Source organism: Butyrivibrio sp. INlla21, assembly GCF_900116875.1.
GTDB lineage: Bacteria > Bacillota > Clostridia > Lachnospirales > Lachnospiraceae > Butyrivibrio.
Genome location: NZ_FPCC01000006.1, coordinates 128,473 through 147,562, shown reverse-complemented (window position 1 = coordinate 147,562; position 19,090 = coordinate 128,473). Strand labels below are relative to the sequence as shown.

Annotated in this window: 18 protein-coding genes; 2 read left to right on the top strand and 16 right to left on the bottom strand. The window is 43.5% G+C overall.

Features of this window, described 5'->3' with window-relative positions; genetic code table 11:
* Positions 1-3: 3 nt before the first annotated feature.
* From hflK to BM377_RS05290, 7 genes are all read right to left on the bottom strand, one after another.
* A complete protein-coding gene (gene hflK, locus BM377_RS05320) occupies positions 4-921 on the bottom strand; it encodes an FtsH protease activity modulator HflK (protein ID WP_092244832.1) in 918 nt (305 codons plus the stop codon).
* Positions 922-1,054: 133 nt separating this feature from the next.
* A complete protein-coding gene (locus BM377_RS05315; RefSeq protein ID WP_330392951.1) occupies positions 1,055-2,413 on the bottom strand; it encodes an NCS2 family permease in 1,359 nt (452 codons plus the stop codon).
* A gap of 52 nt (positions 2,414-2,465) precedes the next feature.
* Complete coding sequence (locus tag BM377_RS05310; RefSeq protein ID WP_143104466.1) at positions 2,466-3,098, bottom strand: CPBP family intramembrane glutamic endopeptidase; 633 nt, start codon at positions 3,096-3,098, stop codon at positions 2,466-2,468.
* Between the two features lie 88 nt (positions 3,099-3,186).
* On the bottom strand, positions 3,187-5,181 hold the full coding sequence (locus BM377_RS05305; protein ID WP_092244826.1) for a methyltransferase domain-containing protein: 1,995 nt from the start codon (positions 5,179-5,181) through the stop codon (positions 3,187-3,189).
* An 8-nt stretch (positions 5,182-5,189) separates the two neighbouring features.
* A complete protein-coding gene (locus BM377_RS05300; protein WP_092244823.1) occupies positions 5,190-6,119 on the bottom strand; it encodes a diacylglycerol kinase catalytic domain-containing protein in 930 nt (309 codons plus the stop codon).
* A 43-nt stretch (positions 6,120-6,162) separates the two neighbouring features.
* Positions 6,163-7,350: an SPFH domain-containing protein gene (locus BM377_RS05295; protein WP_177223806.1), complete on the bottom strand. Its 1,188-nt coding sequence runs from the start codon at positions 7,348-7,350 to the stop codon at positions 6,163-6,165.
* 183 nt (positions 7,351-7,533) lie between these two features.
* Positions 7,534-8,388, bottom strand: coding sequence for an NUDIX hydrolase (locus BM377_RS05290; protein WP_092244818.1), 855 nt, complete (start codon positions 8,386-8,388; stop codon positions 7,534-7,536).
* A 107-nt stretch (positions 8,389-8,495) separates the two neighbouring features.
* Between BM377_RS05290 and abc-f the strand changes: the two genes are divergently transcribed.
* A complete protein-coding gene (abc-f, locus tag BM377_RS05285; RefSeq protein WP_092244815.1) occupies positions 8,496-10,496 on the top strand; it encodes a ribosomal protection-like ABC-F family protein in 2,001 nt (666 codons plus the stop codon).
* A gap of 151 nt (positions 10,497-10,647) precedes the next feature.
* Entirely contained in the window at positions 10,648-11,247 is a 600-nt protein-coding gene (locus tag BM377_RS05280; protein ID WP_143104465.1) for a hypothetical protein, read from the top strand.
* 63 nt (positions 11,248-11,310) lie between these two features.
* Here the strand turns inward: BM377_RS05280 and BM377_RS16620 are convergent, their stop codons facing one another.
* The 9 genes from BM377_RS16620 to BM377_RS05240 form a co-directional block, all read right to left on the bottom strand.
* Positions 11,311-11,433 carry a hypothetical protein gene (locus tag BM377_RS16620; RefSeq protein WP_278289977.1) on the bottom strand — a complete coding sequence of 41 codons (123 nt, stop codon included), beginning with the start codon at positions 11,431-11,433 and terminating at the stop codon, positions 11,311-11,313.
* Complete coding sequence (locus BM377_RS05275) at positions 11,420-11,956, bottom strand: hypothetical protein (RefSeq protein WP_092244810.1); 537 nt, start codon at positions 11,954-11,956, stop codon at positions 11,420-11,422. The genes BM377_RS16620 and BM377_RS05275 overlap by 14 nt, the downstream gene beginning before the upstream one ends.
* A gap of 53 nt (positions 11,957-12,009) precedes the next feature.
* Positions 12,010-12,555, bottom strand: coding sequence for a hypothetical protein (locus BM377_RS05270; protein WP_092244807.1), 546 nt, complete (start codon positions 12,553-12,555; stop codon positions 12,010-12,012).
* Positions 12,556-12,608: 53 nt separating this feature from the next.
* Positions 12,609-13,154, bottom strand: a complete 546-nt coding sequence (locus BM377_RS05265) for a hypothetical protein (RefSeq protein ID WP_092244804.1) — start codon at positions 13,152-13,154, stop codon at positions 12,609-12,611.
* Positions 13,155-13,168: 14 nt separating this feature from the next.
* Positions 13,169-14,542: a DUF2147 domain-containing protein gene (locus BM377_RS05260; protein ID WP_092244801.1), complete on the bottom strand. Its 1,374-nt coding sequence runs from the start codon at positions 14,540-14,542 to the stop codon at positions 13,169-13,171.
* Between the two features lie 29 nt (positions 14,543-14,571).
* Positions 14,572-14,943 (bottom strand): hypothetical protein, encoded by a 372-nt coding sequence (locus tag BM377_RS05255; RefSeq protein ID WP_092244798.1) that lies wholly within the window; start codon positions 14,941-14,943, stop codon positions 14,572-14,574.
* Complete coding sequence (locus BM377_RS05250; RefSeq protein ID WP_092244793.1) at positions 14,940-15,257, bottom strand: hypothetical protein; 318 nt, start codon at positions 15,255-15,257, stop codon at positions 14,940-14,942. Before BM377_RS05250 ends, BM377_RS05255 begins: the two co-directional genes overlap by 4 nt.
* 176 nt (positions 15,258-15,433) lie before the next feature.
* The gene (locus BM377_RS05245) at positions 15,434-17,332 is read right to left on the bottom strand and encodes an ArnT family glycosyltransferase (RefSeq protein ID WP_092244790.1); all 1,899 of its coding nucleotides are present in this window, start codon (positions 17,330-17,332) and stop codon (positions 15,434-15,436) included.
* 61 nt (positions 17,333-17,393) lie between these two features.
* Positions 17,394-19,004 carry a DUF5722 domain-containing protein gene (locus BM377_RS05240; protein ID WP_092244787.1) on the bottom strand — a complete coding sequence of 537 codons (1,611 nt, stop codon included), beginning with the start codon at positions 19,002-19,004 and terminating at the stop codon, positions 17,394-17,396.
* Positions 19,005-19,090: the final 86 nt, after the last annotated feature.

The window sequence follows — 19,090 nt, the reverse complement described above, 5'->3', positions numbered from 1 at the left end:
TCCTCAATCACTAAAGCTTTCAAGCGGAAGCATCTGCTGAGTCTGTCCGTCCGTGATTATAACCTTAAGTTCCGGGAGAACATCCTCCATTGCTTCGTAGAAAAGTCTCTTCTTGGTGATATAAGGCTGTAACTTGTACTGCTCATACATCTCGTTAAATCTTGCAACCTGACCTTCGGCCTCGGCAATTCTTGACTGCTTCTTAGCCTCGGCGTCCTGAATTATCTTATCGGCTGTAGCCTCTGCCTTGGGAAGTTCTTCGCTCTGATACTTCTTGGCATTGTTAATAGCGGTCTCTTTTCCCTGCTTGGCAGTTTCTACAGACTTAAATGCCTGAACAATTTCCTCCGTGGGCGGCTCAGCGTCCTGAACAGAGAGATTGACTACCATAAGGCCGATCTTCTTTTCGGTAAGTTCATTCTGAAGCTTCTCTTTTACCTCAGCCTGAATCTGACCCTTAGCTGTTGTGATAACGTCATCAACAGGATAGTTGACAACAGTATTTCTGATGCATGCAAGAGCCATGTTCTTCATGATAAGCTCGGGCTCTTCACTGTTGTAATAAGCGGCAACGGGGTCGCTTACCTTGTATTCAAGATAAAAATCGATATCAACAAAATTAAAATCAGACGTGATCATTACACCTTCGTCATCAACCGTGATGTTCTGACCGTCTTTTATCATGTAACCGATTCCGATTCCGTGAGTTGTCATATCAATAAGATGTGCACTCTGGATGAAAGGAACCTTGAAATAAAGTCCGGCGGTATCTACTCTTACTACCTTTCCGAACATAGTCAGGATCGCCTGCTCCTGCTCTTTTACCTGATAAAATCCCTGACTGATAACAAGAAGAATGAACAGTGCAACTATTCCTGCAAGTATCGTCTTAGGATTTATCTTAAGCGATTGCTTTCTCATAAAATATCCTCCCTTTTATAGTAATTAATAATATGATATACGAATTGCTCCATGACTTTCGACACCTATATCATATAAAAAATCGGCGTGCGCCGAAACACACGCCGACATCATTTATCTTTTTATAAATCCATTACTGGAAGTTCGTGATCAATGCTATAACTCTCAGTGCAAAGAGTACGAATACAACCCACATGATAGGGCTTACTTCCTTAGCTTTCTTGGAAACAACCTTGAGGATAACCCATGCAAGAACCGCAAACATGATTCCTGTAGCGATTGAATATGCAAGAGGCATCATAACTACTGCAAGGTATGCTCCTACAGAATCAGCGATGTCGCCGTCGAACTTAACCTTTGTGATACTCATGAGCATGAGCATACCAACATAGATAAGTGCGGGAGCTGTTGCAAATGAAGGAATGGCAAGGAACAGAGGGCTAAGTACAAGTGATACAAGGAAAAGAACACCTGTTGTAAGAGCTGTAAGACCTGTTCTACCGCCGGCTGCAACACCTGCGCTTGACTCTACAAAACTTGTTACCGTTGAAGTACCGAGGAGGGCACCTGATGTTGTTCCTACAGCGTCAGCAAGGAATACCTGACCGACTCTGGGAAGGTTGCCGTCCTTATCAAGAAGGCCTGCCTTGTCGGCAACACCTACTACTGTTCCTACTGTGTCAAAGAGATCTACATAAAGGAAGCTGAATGTGATAGCAAGGAACTGAATGATGTGGCTTGCTGCCCATCCAAAGTTAAGCTTGAATGCTGTCTCTGAGATTGCTCCGAGCTGAAGTCCTCTTGAGAAATCAGGGAAAAGGCTTGTTCCTTCAGCAGGTACATAAATGCCTGCAGCCTGAAGGATCATACCAACAATCCAGATAACGATGATTCCGATAAGAACGCCGCCTCGTACATTGTAATGAACAAGTGCTGCGATAAGTATCAAACCGATAAGAGCAAGTACCATATCAAGATCTGAGAAGCTTCCGAGGCCAACTACTGTAGCGTCGTTAGCAATGATGATACGTGCATTCTGCATTCCGATGAATGCGATGAAAAGTCCGATACCTGCTGAGATACCGAATTTAAGATTCTGGGGAATACTATTGATGATCTGCTCACGGAATTTGAAGAATGAAAGGACGATAAAGATAAGACCTTCCACAAATACCGCTGTAAGAGCGATCCTGAAGGGCTCTGCCTCATTTGCAAGTTCACCTAAGCATACGGTGTAAGCAAAGTAAGCGTTAAGTCCAAGTCCTGCTGACAATCCGATAGGATAGTTTGCAAGGAATGCCATGATAAAAGTAGCGATGGCTGATGCAAGTGCCGTAGCGACAAATACACCGTTTGCATTCATTACAGTACCCAGGATGTTAGGGTTAACGGCCAGAATGTAAGCCATTGTAAGGAATGTTGTGGCACCGGCAAGAATCTCTCTCTTGACCGTGGTGTCATGTTCTTTGAGCTTGAATAACTTTTCCAACATACTTTTTCTTCTCCTTTGTTAGATATGACTATTATCTTTTACAAAAGCCGCGTCACCTGTACAGGATCCTGCCGACTACGTAAGCCACCTCATAAGCGTTGTCATATAACTCAAAGAGAACGTGTGCCATAACCGTGACATAGACGTTCCTTGTCAAAAGATATGCGATCGTAACGGGCAGAGCCATAAGCATCCACTCTGCAATCCCCAACCAGCCGTGCGCTCTTGCGATTGAACAGAGCAACAGACTGACAACCGTAAGGATCGCCGTCTTTTTCTTATTGTCAAAAGAGATTAAGGCCCTTCTGTAGAAAAACTCCTCAGCAACGGGCTTCATAATAATCATCATGAAAGCGTATACTAAAGTAGGCACAAGATCGTTCTCGACGATAATGTTGATCACATGATCGTCGATATCATAGGAAAAAGTCATCGTGATAAAATCTTTAAGCTTACCTGCCCCAAACAGGCCGAAAAACGTAAGTGCTACAGGTAACCAGAAAGTTTTTATCTTGCAAAAATGACTGCGCATCTTTCTAAAGGAAAACTGCTTGTGAATAAAATAAAAATAGATAAGCAGTCCCAAATAGAATAAAAAGAATAAATTAAAAGCTTGCTTGGGCACCACAATAGTGGCTATGACCAACGCCAATTCCCATAGCAGCGGTATATATAAACGGTTCAAAATAAACTCCTTCAACACAAACTTCTCTCAATTGGGTAAATAACCATACTCAATAATTATAAATTCAATGATAATAGAGGTCAATTCATTATTTCGATTTTTCAACCACTATTATACAGTTTGACGCGGGATATTCCGTCTCCTCATCTTTTTCATCCAAAAGATCCAGATACTTGCCGAGATTATCGGGATATCCGGGCTCCAAAAACTCTTTTGCCACGATAATAGATGCGCCCATCTCCTCAAAGAACTCGCGATACTCTCGCAGCGTAAAATACCCGAACTGCTCCTGCACTTCATGCGCATAGCTCTCGTTTCCCCACGTGTAAGTGTACAGAAACTCTCTTATAAAATTGATGTCTCCAGAAACCGTAAGACTCTTATCGTCGGTAAAAAGAACTTTCTTCTCCTCGGGGATATCCTTAAGCCCCTTGAAGTCCTTGACATAGTTCTTAAAGAAATCAAGCCCCGCCGCAGTCTTAAACCTTATCTTCCTGACTGCGTTTCCTTCAGTCTTGATACCGTCGCGGATTATGATCCTTCCGCCCTTTCCGAGGCTGTCGTAGGCGTTTCTAAGAGCCTTCTTGACACTCGCAATATCAAACCTTCCGTTCTCGCCCTCTGTGTATGAATAGATCTCATGCAGGATTGAGGAAAAGATAATGCTTCCAACCTCTCTTCCCATGGTACCGTCAACGAAATTGTGGACCAGAACGTTCCAGCCGTGGCCCTCGCGATGTTTCTTTTGATTAAGAGTCTCGATGACGTTGGTAGAAATGTCGGTTCCAATGATCTCCTTGTCCGGAAATCTGCTCTCAAGCTTATCCAGAAGGATTCCGCCGCCCGATCCAACATCAACGACGCTGTTTCCCTTTACGTAGTCAACAACGCTGTCCTTGGTGCTTGTCGCAACGTTGTTCATGGTGCTAAGATATTTGTCTTCATTATTAAGCCTGTCAAAGGCATCTCTTCTGAATCCAAACATGTCATAGAGCACGATTATGCTCTTTTCAAAGGTAAGAAGTCCGCTTCTTTCAGCCTCCACGCAGAATTCTATGAGCTTTTCGCAGACCTTGGAAAACTTAAAATCAACGAAAGCACTCTTATTCTCGATCTTCACCGAAATATCAACGTTCTGAACGGACGCATCCAAAAGATATTTCTCTATGATGCGCTTTTTGTAGACATTGACGTGCTTTTTGCCCTCGTAGTCGTAATAAAGATTGTCGGAAAGAGGCTTGAAATTAAGATGCTCTACTTCTTCCCCGGACTTAGCAATCTCTTTTAACGTATTTACAAGGACAGTCTTGATCTGGCCCATGTCAAAGCTTGAAAGCGCCGCCTCGAAGTACCAAAGATCATATTTCGGAAAGATTTCCTTGGCAAAAAAGTCTACGTCACTTTCAAAGAATTCGAGTTCCCCGGGGCAGAGCTTCTGAAGCCTGTACTGCGGCGAAAACTCTTTTAACTCACCCGAAGCAATATCGCTTATAAGCGACTTGACGCTGACTTTGATATCTTCCCAGATCTTATCCGAAACAGCTCTTATAATGCACTCGTTAAGCGCAAACAAGAGCCTTTGCAGATCATGCTCTTTGTCGTCACGATATGCCAAAAGCTCTTTATTACCTGAAACCGAGATCTCACCGCGAATACACTGACCAACAACTCCGTGAGTCTTGATCAGTGTATAAATAAAGCCGTCATCACCCGTTTCGTCTCTATAAATATAGGCAGATGCTATATTGTGTATATCAAGTGGATAGCCTTTTTGGCGCCATGCACTTCTCTCTTTTGAAATACCGCCTTTGGCTACCTCTGACCACTTGAGCGTGGTCGAAATAAGCTCTTTTTCCTTGGAAGGGATACCGTCGCGCTCGGCGATCTCATCGAGGATATCGAGAGTCTTCATCACATACATCAAAGTCTCTTTTCCCGATAAGCTTCCCATGCTCTCAAGGCGCTCCGCGTTGACGTAAACATTGTCCGTCTCCGTCAGGAACTTAAGCCAGCGATTTTCATCAAGCACTCCTTCCTTAATATTTCCTTCGCCGTCAAAATATCTGTCAAAATTCTTCCCCATGTAAACTCCTAGCCGGTCACGAGCCTTCCTATGCGGTCCGAAACCCCAATCTTGATCTCCATCCCCGCGTTGAAATCGATCGTGTCATCCAGGATTCCGTCGGAGAAAACAACTCCGTTCTCACTCATGTTGGATGTGACGATGAGCTTTTCTTGGTCCTGTATCTGCCCGTAGACAATGTCTGCCTGAGTAAATCTTCCGGGGAAAGGCTCTCTAACCTGGAAGGTCAACTGCCTTGCGCCCCAGTCGTATGTGGGCTCCGGAATGTTCTTAAGTCCGAACGCCTTGGCCATTCCGTTAAATTCCGCCATAACGGATCTGTGCCAGCCTGTCATTCCGAATCCGGTAGATACGATGATTCCCGATGATGACTGATTTTCAATTTGGTTACGATAGTTAATGTTGTATCTGGCCGAGGTGTGATTGCTTACTCCTACAAAAAAGTCGTTTACCGCGTATAGCACCTGACCGTCCTTAGTTTCTACTTTTCCCATTGTAACACTTTTGGTATTAAATTTACCATCAATCACTCGCGGAAGTACTCTTTCGACATCGCCCGTTTCATAAGGTAAAAGAACTCCGTCCCACCTTTCGGGATCGGGATTGACGCCTACAAGGGGCTGCCCGTTAAGATACTTCATGGTGTTGGCTACAAGTCCGTCCTGTCCCACGGCTATCACTATGTCGTCTGCTCCGAAGATCATATTCGGAAGATACTCTCTGTCTATCTCCTGGAGTCTTGCACAGGGGCGGACAAAGTTTCTGATATTCTCAAGGGCCGCGTTGTAGACCTTGTCTTCTTTTTCATAATCGGAGAAGTCCGCTCCGAGATGCTCGATATAGAATCTCGCCTGTTCAACGGTGTTGTATCTTCTCTTAAGTTCCTCATATCTTGTGCGGCGTTTTATCAAAACAACCTTGTTCATTCCCCTGTCCATAGTTTCCTCCTAAGTTTGGCTACTCATATCTGCTCCGGATATGTCATTTCTGTACAAGCCCTGTTGTAATAGTCTGCAAAAGATCCGGTGTTATATTCAAAGTTCCGATCTTGTCGGCGTTCTCTCCAAGATTCATGAAGCCCATCGCCATGAGTGTTCCGGGATCTGTCTGAGCCATCGCGCAAGCCTCGATAAGTGCGACATTGAGGTTGTTATATGCTTCGACCACAGCCCTGAGTGCATATGCCTGCTGGTCTGCCTTGATTCTCTCGTTCTCGGCTTCGAGAGCTGTGAACTCGGCGTTCTTCTTCTCGAGCTCGATCTTTCCGAGCATCTCTTCGTTTTCAAGTTCGATCTTACCTTGCATCTCCTTGGCCTCGATCTGGAGCCTCTTCGCCGCAGCCATCTCTTTTAACGCAAATTCTTTTTCCTGCTTCTCGGTGTTCATCGCAAGTTCGCTTCTAAGTGCCTTCATGCGCATCTCTTGCTCTTTTTCCTCGCGCTCTTTCTTCATATTAAGGTCGCAGCGCTGAACGTATTGCTTCATCTCCTGCTCTTTTTCTTCCTTCTCCTTTTCCTTCTCGGCGACCTTGATCTCAGTGTTGATCTCGTTCTCCTTGATCACTCGCTCCTGCTCTATTGCTGCGTTCCGCCTCTTGTAGATCGCATCGTCCTGTTCCTTAAGGATTTGCTCTCTGGCTGCCGCTTCAAGAGCTTTCCTTGTCTCGGTCTTGGGATTGATGCCGAGGATGTTTATCGCAACTACGCTGACTCCGAGCTTTGCGATAGATTCGTCGTTTGTAAGCGTCTCCTCTATGGTCCGCGCCATCTCGTCCGCCAGCCTTATGATCGTCCTTACGTCTCTCTTGCTGACCTCACGGATGACAATCGCCTTTATGATGTTGTTGATTCTTTTCTCCAAAAGAGCCATCTGCTCCGCGATCTTCTGCTCCGTCGGGACTTTATCCTGATATGCGAAGTCGAACATCTTTGATGCCTTGTTGTAATCTGTGATCATGTAGGTTGTAACGCCCTGAACACATACGCTCTGGTAATCTCCGGTTACAACATCGTCAAAAGCAAATGCTCCGTCAAAAGCGGTTGAGGGTGCGACCATGATGTTGGTCGTAAGGTCGTTGTACAGAACAGATAGGCCAAGTCCCTCTCTTACCACCGTTCCATTCTTGATCACCATCACATAATCATTGGGTTTAAATTTCATGAATTTCATACTGTGTCCTCCTTCCTCCATTAGATAACAACTCGGTATGTACATCAGAAAACACTTAGTAGTATTTTGCTACTTTGTTTTCTTGATTTTATATTAGTAGTAAATTACTACTTTGTCAACAGTAAAAATAAAATCCCGGAAAAATCTTTTTACAGATCTCTCCGGGATGCTTATTATCTGGATTTATTCACCTTTATAATAATACTCCGCCGACAGTTTGTTGCTGGTTATAGACTTTATCTTTTCCCCTGTCGCTTCTATCTTGGGCGCCACCATCGCTCTGAAATTGGTCTTGTACAGCTTCTTTCCGAGCACAAGCTCATAAAGTGCCTGAAGATCCGGAAGCGTGAACTTATCTCTCATCATGTTAAAGGCAAGATCCGTATGCTCGAACTGCGCCTTTAATTTCAATATCGATTCTATGATGATCTCGATGTGGTCAAAAGCGAGCTCCTCATCTCCCTCAAGGCTTGAAACCCAGTTCTCATAATAGGTCCTGCCGTTCTTAAAGCGCTTGTTTTGAATCTCGTATTTTATCTCAACATCTCTTTCGGCATTGATAAACTTAATCTCTCCGGGTGTGATGATAAGATCGAACCAAGCCGCATCCTGCACGCCGCCTGAGTTGTCGCCGATTCCCGCGCATGTAAGTCCGCGAAGCGCATCATATCCGGTGTCCGAAACCAGCGCAAGATATGCGATCGTCATTACCCAGGTTCTGGGATCTCTTCCGGGTTTTGTGAAAGTATAGATCTGATCGAGGTATACCCCTTCAAGTCCCGTCTCCTGCGAAAGCTTTCGCTGCGCCGCCTGATATGCGGTCTCATCCTTGTGCACAAAGCCTCCCGGAAGCGCCCACGTATCGATATACGGGTGCTCATCTCTTTTTACCAAAAGTATTCTGAGCGTGCTGAGATCGGGGCTTACTCCGAGCACCAAAATATCCGTCGTAACGGACGGTCTCTCGTAGTTGCCGACCTTGTAGTTTTTAAGGAATTCTTTTTCGGTTAATCCGTTTCTGTCTTTCTTCTGTGCCATCCCCACTCTCCCGAAAGTGTAAAATGAAAATCATACATACATTGTATCATTTAGTATCATCTTATGCTAAAATGTGTTGTTGCGAAATGTAATTTTGGAGATTAATTATGATTTTATCAGTACACAACATAAATAAATCTTTTGACGGAAAAGATATTTTGAAAGATGCATCTTTTCATATAGAAAACAACGAGAAGGCTGCGATCGTCGGAATCAACGGCGCCGGAAAGACAACTCTTCTTAAGATAATAATCGGAGAGCTTGGCGCAGACAGCGGCGATGTGACTTTTTCCAAGGATGTGACTTGGGGATACCTTGCGCAGAACCAGAACGTTCAGACGGAGAACACGATTTTCGAAGAGCTTGTCGAGGTAAAAAAACACGTCATCGAGCTTGAAGAAAACATCAGAGCCGCCGAGGAAGAGATGAAGCACGTTACGGGCGAGGAACTCTCACGCCTCATGGACAGATACACCTTCATGAACGAGCAGTTCCAGAGAATGTCGGGCTATGCGTGGCAGAGCGAAGTTACGGGCGTTGCAAAGGGTCTTGGCTTTACAGAGGACGAGCTTGATAAAAAGATATCCACCCTCTCCGGAGGTCAAAAGACAAGAGTGGCACTCGGTAAGCTCCTTCTTGAGAGCCCCGATCTCATCATCCTCGACGAGCCCACGAACCACCTGGATATGACTTCTATAAGATGGCTTGAGAATTATCTTTTGAATTATAAAGGTGCTGTGCTTATCGTCTCGCACGACAGATATTTCCTTGATAAGATCGTAGGCAAAGTTATTGAAGTCGAGAACACGCTTGTTTCAAGCTTTGTCGGAAACTACAGCGCCTATTCGGTCAAAAAAGAGCAAAAGAGACTTGCGCAGTGGAGCGCTTACATGAAGCAGCAGCAAGAGATCAAGCACCAGGAAGAAGTTATCGCAAAGCTCAAGTCTTTCAACCGCGAGAAATCTATTAAGCGCGCCGAGAGCCGTGAAAAGATGCTGGAAAAGACGGTTCGTCTGGACAAGCCCATGACGATCGACGACAGCATGAAGATCACATTAAAACCCTCTTGCGAGAGCGGAAAAGACGTTCTGGAAGCCGTGAACCTTTCTAAGTCTTTCGGAAGTCAGGAGCTCTTTTCAGGGATTAATTTTGAGATAAAAAAGGGTGAGCACGTTGCGATAATCGGTGACAACGGAACGGGTAAGACCACTCTCCTTAAGATGATAAACGGTCTTGAGAGTATCGACAGCGGCAAGATCACACTCGGAACCAAGGTTGAGATCGGTTACTACGATCAGGAGCACCACGTTCTTAATGACAACAAGACTTTGTTTGATGAGCTTCAGGATGCGTATCCGACACTCAATAACACAGAGATACGAAACACTCTCGCGGCATTTCTTTTTACGGGAGATGACGTATTCAAAAGAATCGGTGACCTCTCGGGAGGTGAGAAGGGCCGTGTCAGTCTTGCTAAGCTCATGCTCTCCGACGCCAACTTCCTGATCCTCGACGAGCCGACGAACCATTTGGACATCACAAGTAAAGAGATCCTTGAGTCGGCAATCTCAGGCTACGAGGGAACCGTGCTTTACGTAAGCCACGACAGATATTTCATAAATAAGACTGCGACCAGGATTCTTGACCTTACACGCAAGAGCATGGTCAATTACATCGGAAACTACGACTACTACATCGAGCACGTCGAAGAAAAGATGCAGAACACGTTCGGAACGGTTGATAGCGGAGCCGGTGCGATTGGAAGCGTTGCATCATCTTCTGCTCCCGGCGCAGCCGGCGTTTCGGGAGTTGCTGTCGGTGCTTCTTCTGCTTCGTCAGGAAATTCCGGAAGCTCGGGAAGCGATGACTACAAAGCTCAAAAAGAGGACAAGGCAAGAAGAAAGAAGCTTGAAGCCGCTCTTAAGAAGTGCGAGGACGAGATCGCAAAGCTCGAAGCCAGGGACAGCGAGATCACCGAGGCCCTCTCCGATCCTTCCATCGGAACCGACCTCGCAAAGCTCCGCAAACTCACAGACGAGCAGACCGAGATACAAGAAAAGCTCTCCGCACTCTATGATGAGTGGGAAGAGCTAAGTTCAGAATCTTAATATAAAGCCAGGCTGTATTAATAGATGACTGCTCTAATATTTTTATGATAAATGCCGATAATATAGATAGCAATGGTTTGCGCGTCTTTTCAATGGAATGAAATCCAATGAAATGGCGCGCATTTTTATTGAAAGGGGATCAATCATATGAATGTTGCATTTAATCCGGGAATATAGCTATGGAACTACGTATAGCTCTACCACCAACAAACCTGTAAGTAAAATGGAAGCTCCTATCAGTCTTCCACAAACCGGTTATTATAAGGACCCTATACCAAGTGTATTCCACAGTAAGGAAGATTGTGGTGTAGGAGAAACATATCTCAACTGCGCTCTTTCCGGAAGCGAGGGTGATCCTAATAATTTGCCCTGCAATTTTTATAAGCCGGCTGATTATAATGAGGAAGATCCTGTATATATAGCAAGGCTTTATCCATGGGATGGTTCGGAGACTATAGTAAAAGAGATTCATCTCAAGGATGTGGATTTAACTCATGCCAATAAGATTGAGACTTTTGCTTATGGAATATATCTAAAAGACAAAGGTGAGATTGCAAATCTTGATGATATTTTAACCGCATACGACCACGCGCATGATAACGCTTCCCCTTGCACAAAATCTAACCTCAATAAAGTGGATGTTATAAGTGCTATACGAGAATTTATGGAAGCAGGCCTCAAGCAGGGGTATTATAATCAGTATGTCGACTATTTAGCATTATTTAATGCTATAGAAAGAAACAGACATTAGCGTGTATATCCGCCGACCTGTTCGGCATTATTATAGGCGCTTGGGAAATCCCAAGCGCCTACTTTATTCTTTTTCATCATTGTCCTCGCCATCTTCAGCTTCATCGTCGCCCTCATCGCAATATTCTTCATCTGCTTCGACAACGTTTACCAAGATTGCATCTAAGACAAATTTATCTAACTTCATCGTCGTCATCATCGCAATATTCTTCATCTGCTTCGACAACATTTACCAAAATTGCACTTTTTTGATACCTATCTAAAGAATCTAGTTTGTAATGAAAGCTATCTTCTCCTCTGTACGTATAATACCTCAACATTACTATTTTCTCATCTGTGTCATCAATAGTGCTGACGCTTATAATAATATGGAACTCTTCATTCGGAAATAAAGCATGAAATTTATACCCCCAAAGCTCAACAATATCAAATGCCAATCTTAAGCTTTGCTCATAAGTTATTCCTTCAAAATAACTATCAATCAAAAACTCGCTTTGGCTCCATTCAAATTCAGATAATTCATCATAATCATAATAATCTAACGTTTCTTCAGACTCCTTTTCTCGATCATTAATTTTTATAAAAATACCATCTTGAATTTTATATATCGTTGGATTGATCACAGAAAGCTTTCCGGTAAAATCAAAGGTATTATCCATATCTTTGATTTTTAAATATTCTTCTTGCATGCGCGTGTTCATTATTATCATAATAAATTCATTTCCCTATTAGCGTTTCACGCAAAGCGTTATTATTTATATTCTTAGATCTCTATATCATCGTTATCTTCATCGTCGTCATCATATTCTTCATCTGCTTCGACAACATTTACCATAATTGCACTATCTAAATAATCATCTAAAGCATCCAATTCGTAGTGAAAACTATCATCACCTCTGTATGTGTAATACATTATCCTTACTGTCTTCTCTTCTGTATCATCAATTGTGCTGACGCTTATAATAATATGGAATTCTTCATTCGGAAATAGAGCGTGAAATTTATATCCCCAAAGTTCAACAATATCAAATGCTAATCTTAAGCTTTGTTCATAGGTTATTCCTTCAAAATAACTATCAATCAAAAACTCGCTTTGGCTCCATTCAAATTCAGATAATTCATCATAATCATAATAATCTAACGTTTCTTCAGACTCCTTTTCTCGATCATTAATTTTTATAAAAATACCATCTTGAATTTTATATATCGTTGGATTGATCACAGAAAGCTTTCCGGTAAAATCAAAGGTATTATCCATATCTTTGATTTTTAAATATTCTTCTTGCATGCGCGTGTTCATTATTATCATAATAAATTCATTTCCCTATTAGCGTTTCACGCAAAGCGTTATTATTTATATTCTTAGATCTCTATATCATCGTTATCTTCATCGTCGTCATCATATTCTTCATCTGCTTCGACAACATTTACCATAATTGCACTATCTAAATAATCATCTAAAGCATCCAATTCGTAGTGAAAACTATCATCACCTCTGTATGTGTAATACATTATCCTTACTGTCTTCTCTTCTGTATCATCAATTGTGCTAACGCTTATAATAATATGAAATTCTTCATTCGGAAATAGAGCGTGAAATTTATATCCCCAAAGTTCAACAAGATCAAATGCTAATCTCAAACTTTGTTCATAGGTTATTCCATCGAAATAACTTCCAATCAAAAATTCGCTTCGGCTCCACTCATATTCAGATAATTCATCATAATCAAAATAATCTACCGCTTCTTCAGTAACCCTTTCTCGATCATTAATTTTTATAAAAATACCATCTTGAATTTTATATATCGTTGGATTGATCACAGAAAGTTTTCCTATAAAATCAAATGTATTATCCATATCCTTTATTTTTAAATATTCTTCTTGCATTAGCTTGTTCATTATTATCATAATAAAAATCCTTCCTACTTAAAAAAAGGTGGTTCACCTAAATATTTTAAAGCTTTATCTATAGCCCTTTGAATCGCTGGATCTTCTAACATTCTTTGAATACTTGGTGGTGCTTCCGGATATGGTGGATCATCATAATAAAGCTTTCCATCTACAGGATCAAAAATATATTTTCCATCTTTTGCATCATGATAGTGTACGTTACCATTTCCATCACCTGGTTTAGGATTCTCCACATCAACTCTTTCGGTTTTTCCTCTCTGCCATATAGTTTTTGGATCCATTTTAGTCCCGTTTTTTCCAAGCGGTTCCCCATCTTTGTTCTTACGATGCGGTTTCTCTTGATTTTTATCTTTTCCTTTGCTTTTAGATTTAGTCTTGGATTTGCCTTTGGATTTACTAAAATTATAAGCCCGCAAAAACTCCGCAGTTTTTATAACAATCAATGTAGCGTCAGCAGCAAGTATCCCCGCTGCTATTAAATCCCCTATAGGTAAAGGTCCATCGCCTACAACTAAGGTGGCGAGTGCCGGCAGCTGTGCTATTACTGCTTCTATTTGCTGCATTGTATATTTGCCGACTTCAAGTATAGTCTTAACTGTCTCCTCTAATCCATACCATACCTCAGGTTCCATTGGGATAGCAAAGCCATCGGAAACATTCAATAACACTGCATTAGACTGTGCAGTGACACCGCCCATTTTCATTGCCTTTGGTGCTCCGCCGGTGGCAAGCAAATTTACAACAGAAGTCTCCATCTTCGGATCAGAGACTTGCATCTTGTTAAGCGCTGATGTAGTAGCTGTAAGACATTTCTGAAGGTCATAGTTTTGTTCTTCAAGGCCTGACTTTTTTGCAGAAGCAAGTGATAGTTCATCAAACTTTTCTACTTTCCTTTTGCATTCATCACAGAAATCTGCATCCTCTTCATATGACTTTCTAGATCTTGTGTAAGATGTTCTTGTGATATTTGAATTGTATTTACCGAATTTTTCTATTACGTATTGGGATATTTTTTCTATCTCTGCGCCTTCATGATCAAGCTTTTCAAACTGTCTATCAAAATGATCCCTGTTTTCTCTAAGAACATCGGTATCTATCCTTGCTTTTGGTGATGAATCGACCATACCCTTAAAGTCTTCTTCTATTATCCGATATCTGAGTAAAAGTTTTTTCTGGATCTCAAGATTTTCATCATGAAGATTCATCTGTTTATCGCTTACAAAAAGCTTGGAAGCTTCTGCAGCCTGACCTATAAAAGTTTCATTATCACAATATTTCCGGTACTGTTCTGCAAGTACATCCGCATTTATTTTATACCCTTCATGCGCGTGACTCCAGCCATCAATAAACTCAGCCACCTGCTCGGCGTCATATCGTATTCCCATTTATAGCCTCTTTCCTTTTTCGCTACTTATTACATCTGCTGTTCTGCCGGAGCATAGAGCATTGCTTCAAGCTCCTCTATCTCTTCTTCACAATCTTGAATAAGCTTATGCAGATTTTCTATAGTGACCAGAATATCCGACATAAAATCTGATGTAAGAGCCTGATCTTTCTTTATGTTTGAGATGGTCATATCTTTTAATCGTTTCCCTTCGTCTTTAAGAATGCCTCTCCATTTATCTGCTCTTGAAAGATCATAAGCTTCTTCAGGAATCTGTACATTTCTTTCTATTTTTTTAAAGCCTCCTTCAGTTTGGCGGTACAGTTCTTCCAGTTCTCTGATATATTTCCTGTATTTTTTTATCCTTCGCTTTAACTCTTCTATCCTGGAATGTATACTCATACAATAGTACCTCCGGATTTATCTTCATTGACAACGATGCTCTTGCTTGCAACATCATCAACTTTGATTATGCTGTCTCTCATTTTAAAAAAAGCTGTTGGAAGTGCTTCGGCAGACTCTGCCATATATAGATGCGAAGTCTTATAGACCTGCTTTAAAATTGTATTCATGTATCGTCCGACACCGGTTCCTTCCCATGCTTCATTATCTAAAAGACCATCATCTTGAAGTTTGCACCAGGACGCAGAACCCTTTATGTCCCCAACAATACCCGTGAACACGTTAGTGTCCATATACATTTTATTATCAGACATTTCCCCTATCCTTCCTTTTTATCTTATAAGCGCGTATGTGAATAACTTATTAACATGATAGCATACATCTTCCACCCCATTCAAGGAGTCCATTTTTATTTGTTACTACATTTTTCATAGCAAAAATAAGACCATGCGCAAACCTGCACACAGTCTTATCTAGACATACAACGTATTTACTTATACACGATCACATATCCGCCGACCTGCTCGGCATTATAGCCATTTGGAAGGTCGCCGAGCGCATCTTTTTCTGCGCTTGAAAGAACGAAGATATCGTCGCCGTAGTTTGCTTCAATAACATCTGCGCCGATCTCGGTGCCTGCATCCGCGGACTCATCGTCCGAAACGACTGCGAGCACATCTTCAGGAAGTCCGAATACGAAATTGCCGTAGCTTGCGGCCACTCTGAATTCCGCGTCGGGATCCTTGTAGACAACGGTGTTGTGGAAGTCCACAGGCGAATAATTCGTATAGTAAAGCGCGAGCATGAACGGCGAGGAAAGTCCGTCGTACGTTGAGTAGACGGTTCTGTCATCTCCTGCGATCTCGTAGGCTCTTACCATCGCATCGCCGTAGCCCGGCATAAACACGTCCGCCGCCTTATCGGTAAAGTCGGTAAAGTAATCCTTGGCAAAAGAAATTGCTGCAAGAAGCACGATCACGCAAAGCGCGTAAAAGAGCTTCTTGGAATTCACAAGTACAAACTCCGCACCTTTTACAAAGTAAAAGATAAGCGGAAGGTACATCATTACCATCCTGCTCGCGTCCGCCTTGATCGCGATCGCCATAACAAAACAAGCGATCAAAAGTGTAGACCAAACGGCATTCATAGAATAAAGCGCAGCCGCATCAGAAGCGTTGGCCACACAGCCCTCGCCGGCATCAGTGCCATCGCCGCCGGAAACCGCGCCTGCGCCGTCGCGCTCCTTCGCGAACAGCTCTTTTACCCCGATAGAAATTCCGATAAACACAATCGGGAACGTGAACACATAGAGCATCCAGTAGCCGGGATAGAAATGGCAGAGCATTTCATGCCTGTCCCCTATCGTAAGCGCGATCAAAAGAGTCTTCGCATTATCAATGAGCTGACCAAAGAAGCCGGGACCGGGTGTAAGGAATACCTCTCCCGTTCTTGACGCCGTGAATTTATTGATACAAAAATGCTCCGTTATGATCTCGGGAAGCCCAAGGTAATTTACCGCGTAGAACACAAAGAGCGGTGCAAAAAGGACCATGAACGTAACGCCCGAAGCAATTAGCTGCTTAATATTCAAAACCTTTTTTCTAAGGCAAATAATGCAGATTAAAAGTAGGTGCAGCGGAACAACGATAGTTGCGGAACCGTAGCTGTACATGCAGATTGAATACATGCCTGCGCTCAAACAGTAGAACAAAGTGCTGTTTCTTTTTATTCCGAGCATAAAAAGATAAACCGCAAGCCCAAGCGTAAACGGCATGATATTGCTGTCAAGCGTCCATCTTGAAAGGATCACGTGCCACGGGCAGACCGCAAGAAAAGCGGTTCCGAAAAGACTGATCTCGTTTGAGTAAGCTCTTTTAGCCGTAAGCTCTTTTAATATAAAGAAAAACAAAATAGCCGTCAGGATGCCGCAGATCGCAGGGATCATGCGGAGTTTAACGATGCCTGTTCCAAATAATTTAATTGAAAGTACGTTTAAATAAATAAGAAGCGGGCTTCCGCCGCCGGGGCCCCAAGTGATGGGATATACGGGATATGCGTAGCCGTTGCGATCGATGCCGAACTTCGCGATCGCGTATGCGTCGTAGCCGATCGATGCTTCGTCCGGCGCAAGTCCCAGGGGCACACGGCCCAGTAAAAAGAGCCTTAGAAACGCCGCCACCGCGATGATAACCGCAAGCGCAATATACGTCGCTTTAGAAGACAATCCGCCCGCGCCAACACCGATTCCGGAGCCGGCATCGTCGCCGCCGAAGCCGCGACCACCGTCTAAGCTGCCTCGCTCCCTCTTTTTCCCAATTACAAAAGCTGCCGCGCCCATAAGGACGCAGGCAGCCGTAGCTATACAATTGTATATGTCAATTATTCTCATAGATTTCCCCAACGCTCATCATTCAAACCGGGTCAAGCCGATAAAACGATGGCCTCCGCTATCATCTGGCGTTCATCGCCGCATTCCAATCCGGAATTCCCATGATGGCTGCCGAGCGCTGAACATATGCGCCCGCGTTGGCTCCGTTCATCTGCTGATAGAACTCAAACGCAAGCTTTCTCGTGCCGTCCTGACCTGTAAGTCCAACCGACAATCCCTGCGCAACCTCAACGGGATAATCCGTCTGTCTATTAAAGACTATCATATTTATGTAACGATTGGTAGCCGCTCTTTGATAAGCGTAAACAATCGCTGCAGCCTGAGCCTCGTCGCCCTGCGTTGATGAGTATCCAACCTCTGTCAAAAGAATCGGCCTTACCGCGCCCTTAGTGTTTCTCATTCCGGGCTGGCACATGAAGTCGGTAAGCTGCTCGATATTCTCCATTGAAAGATAAGGAGTATCGATCGTGTGCTGGATCATAGCAGCAGCCTTTTCACTCTTTGGTGTCCAGAAGCTTGTCCAGTTCATAGGATAATTGTAAGGATGCTCAGCGAGCGCCCAGTCAAAGTTACCCTGAGAAGTAATGATACCGTTCATAACCTCAAGCATGCTTCTTGCCGAGAAATATGAAGGATTGTTGATTGCTGTCCAGTTCTGGTCAAAGCTTGCGCAAACATAAGCATTGGCGTTCTTACTGCGGATCGCAGTGTAGCAAACTCTAAGCGCATCAGCGTAAAGCTGCGCGTACTGCGCCTCATCGGAAACATTGGTGTGATTCCAGATATTCTTGGCGTTGACCTCGTTACCGACAACCCAGTTGTCGACCTGTCCGAAACCGTTCTGACCGTTATATCTGTAAGCAAGATAAGTCACAACAGCCTCGAGGTTCTCAAGTCCCGCATCCTCAGAAGTGTTCATCATGTAATAATTACCGCTTCCGCCTCTTGAGAAAGGTGAAATCATGAATTCCTCGCCGGGCACTGCCGGGTTCAAAAGAACTATCGTAACACCCATACCCTGCTGAGTACTTGTTCTTATCGCATGGTCGTACTGACTAAGATATGAGGAATCGTAGTTGTATGTTTTTCCGTTATACTCGAAAACAACGCCCCCGTTCCCACCGATAACGTCCTCAAGATTGATGTTGTAAGCAGCCTGCTGAACTCCAAGCTGAGAAGCCTCTGTGTTGCCGTTACCAATCTTGGCGCCGTCAAGGATAAGGCCCTTTTTACCGTTATTCTTTCTTGCAGGTGATCCTACCGCAAGTACCTCGGGATTGGAGATGTAGCGCACTCCGGTCACAGGAACAAAAGCCCCGCCCTGAAGAACGGCCACCTGGAACTTGTCGTATAAATGGCATGAAGTTGTCTTGTTCTCAAGGTTAAAAGAGAACTGTACCTGCGCTCCCATTGGAACCGAAGCCACAGGTGAACCCGCAGGGCCCGGCTGATATACTTTTTCCGCAAAAAGATAGAACTTGCCGTCGTCACTGTCAGGAAGTTCCTGAGCGGATGCAGTAACTATAACTTTCTCGCCTGCGATTGAGGCAGAACCTACAGATACAGAGCCCGTGCCTGCCGCCTCTGCTTTAACCGCAAAAGGAGAAAAGACACCAAACACAGCCGCCGAAAACGCTATGCCTATTAGTGCTGAAAAGATTTTCTTTGTCATAAAAGACCCCTCGTATAATTTTTATTTATCGCATTTCGCGACATGAGCAAAAATATATAGGTGTCAAAATTTGGTTTTGGCACCTA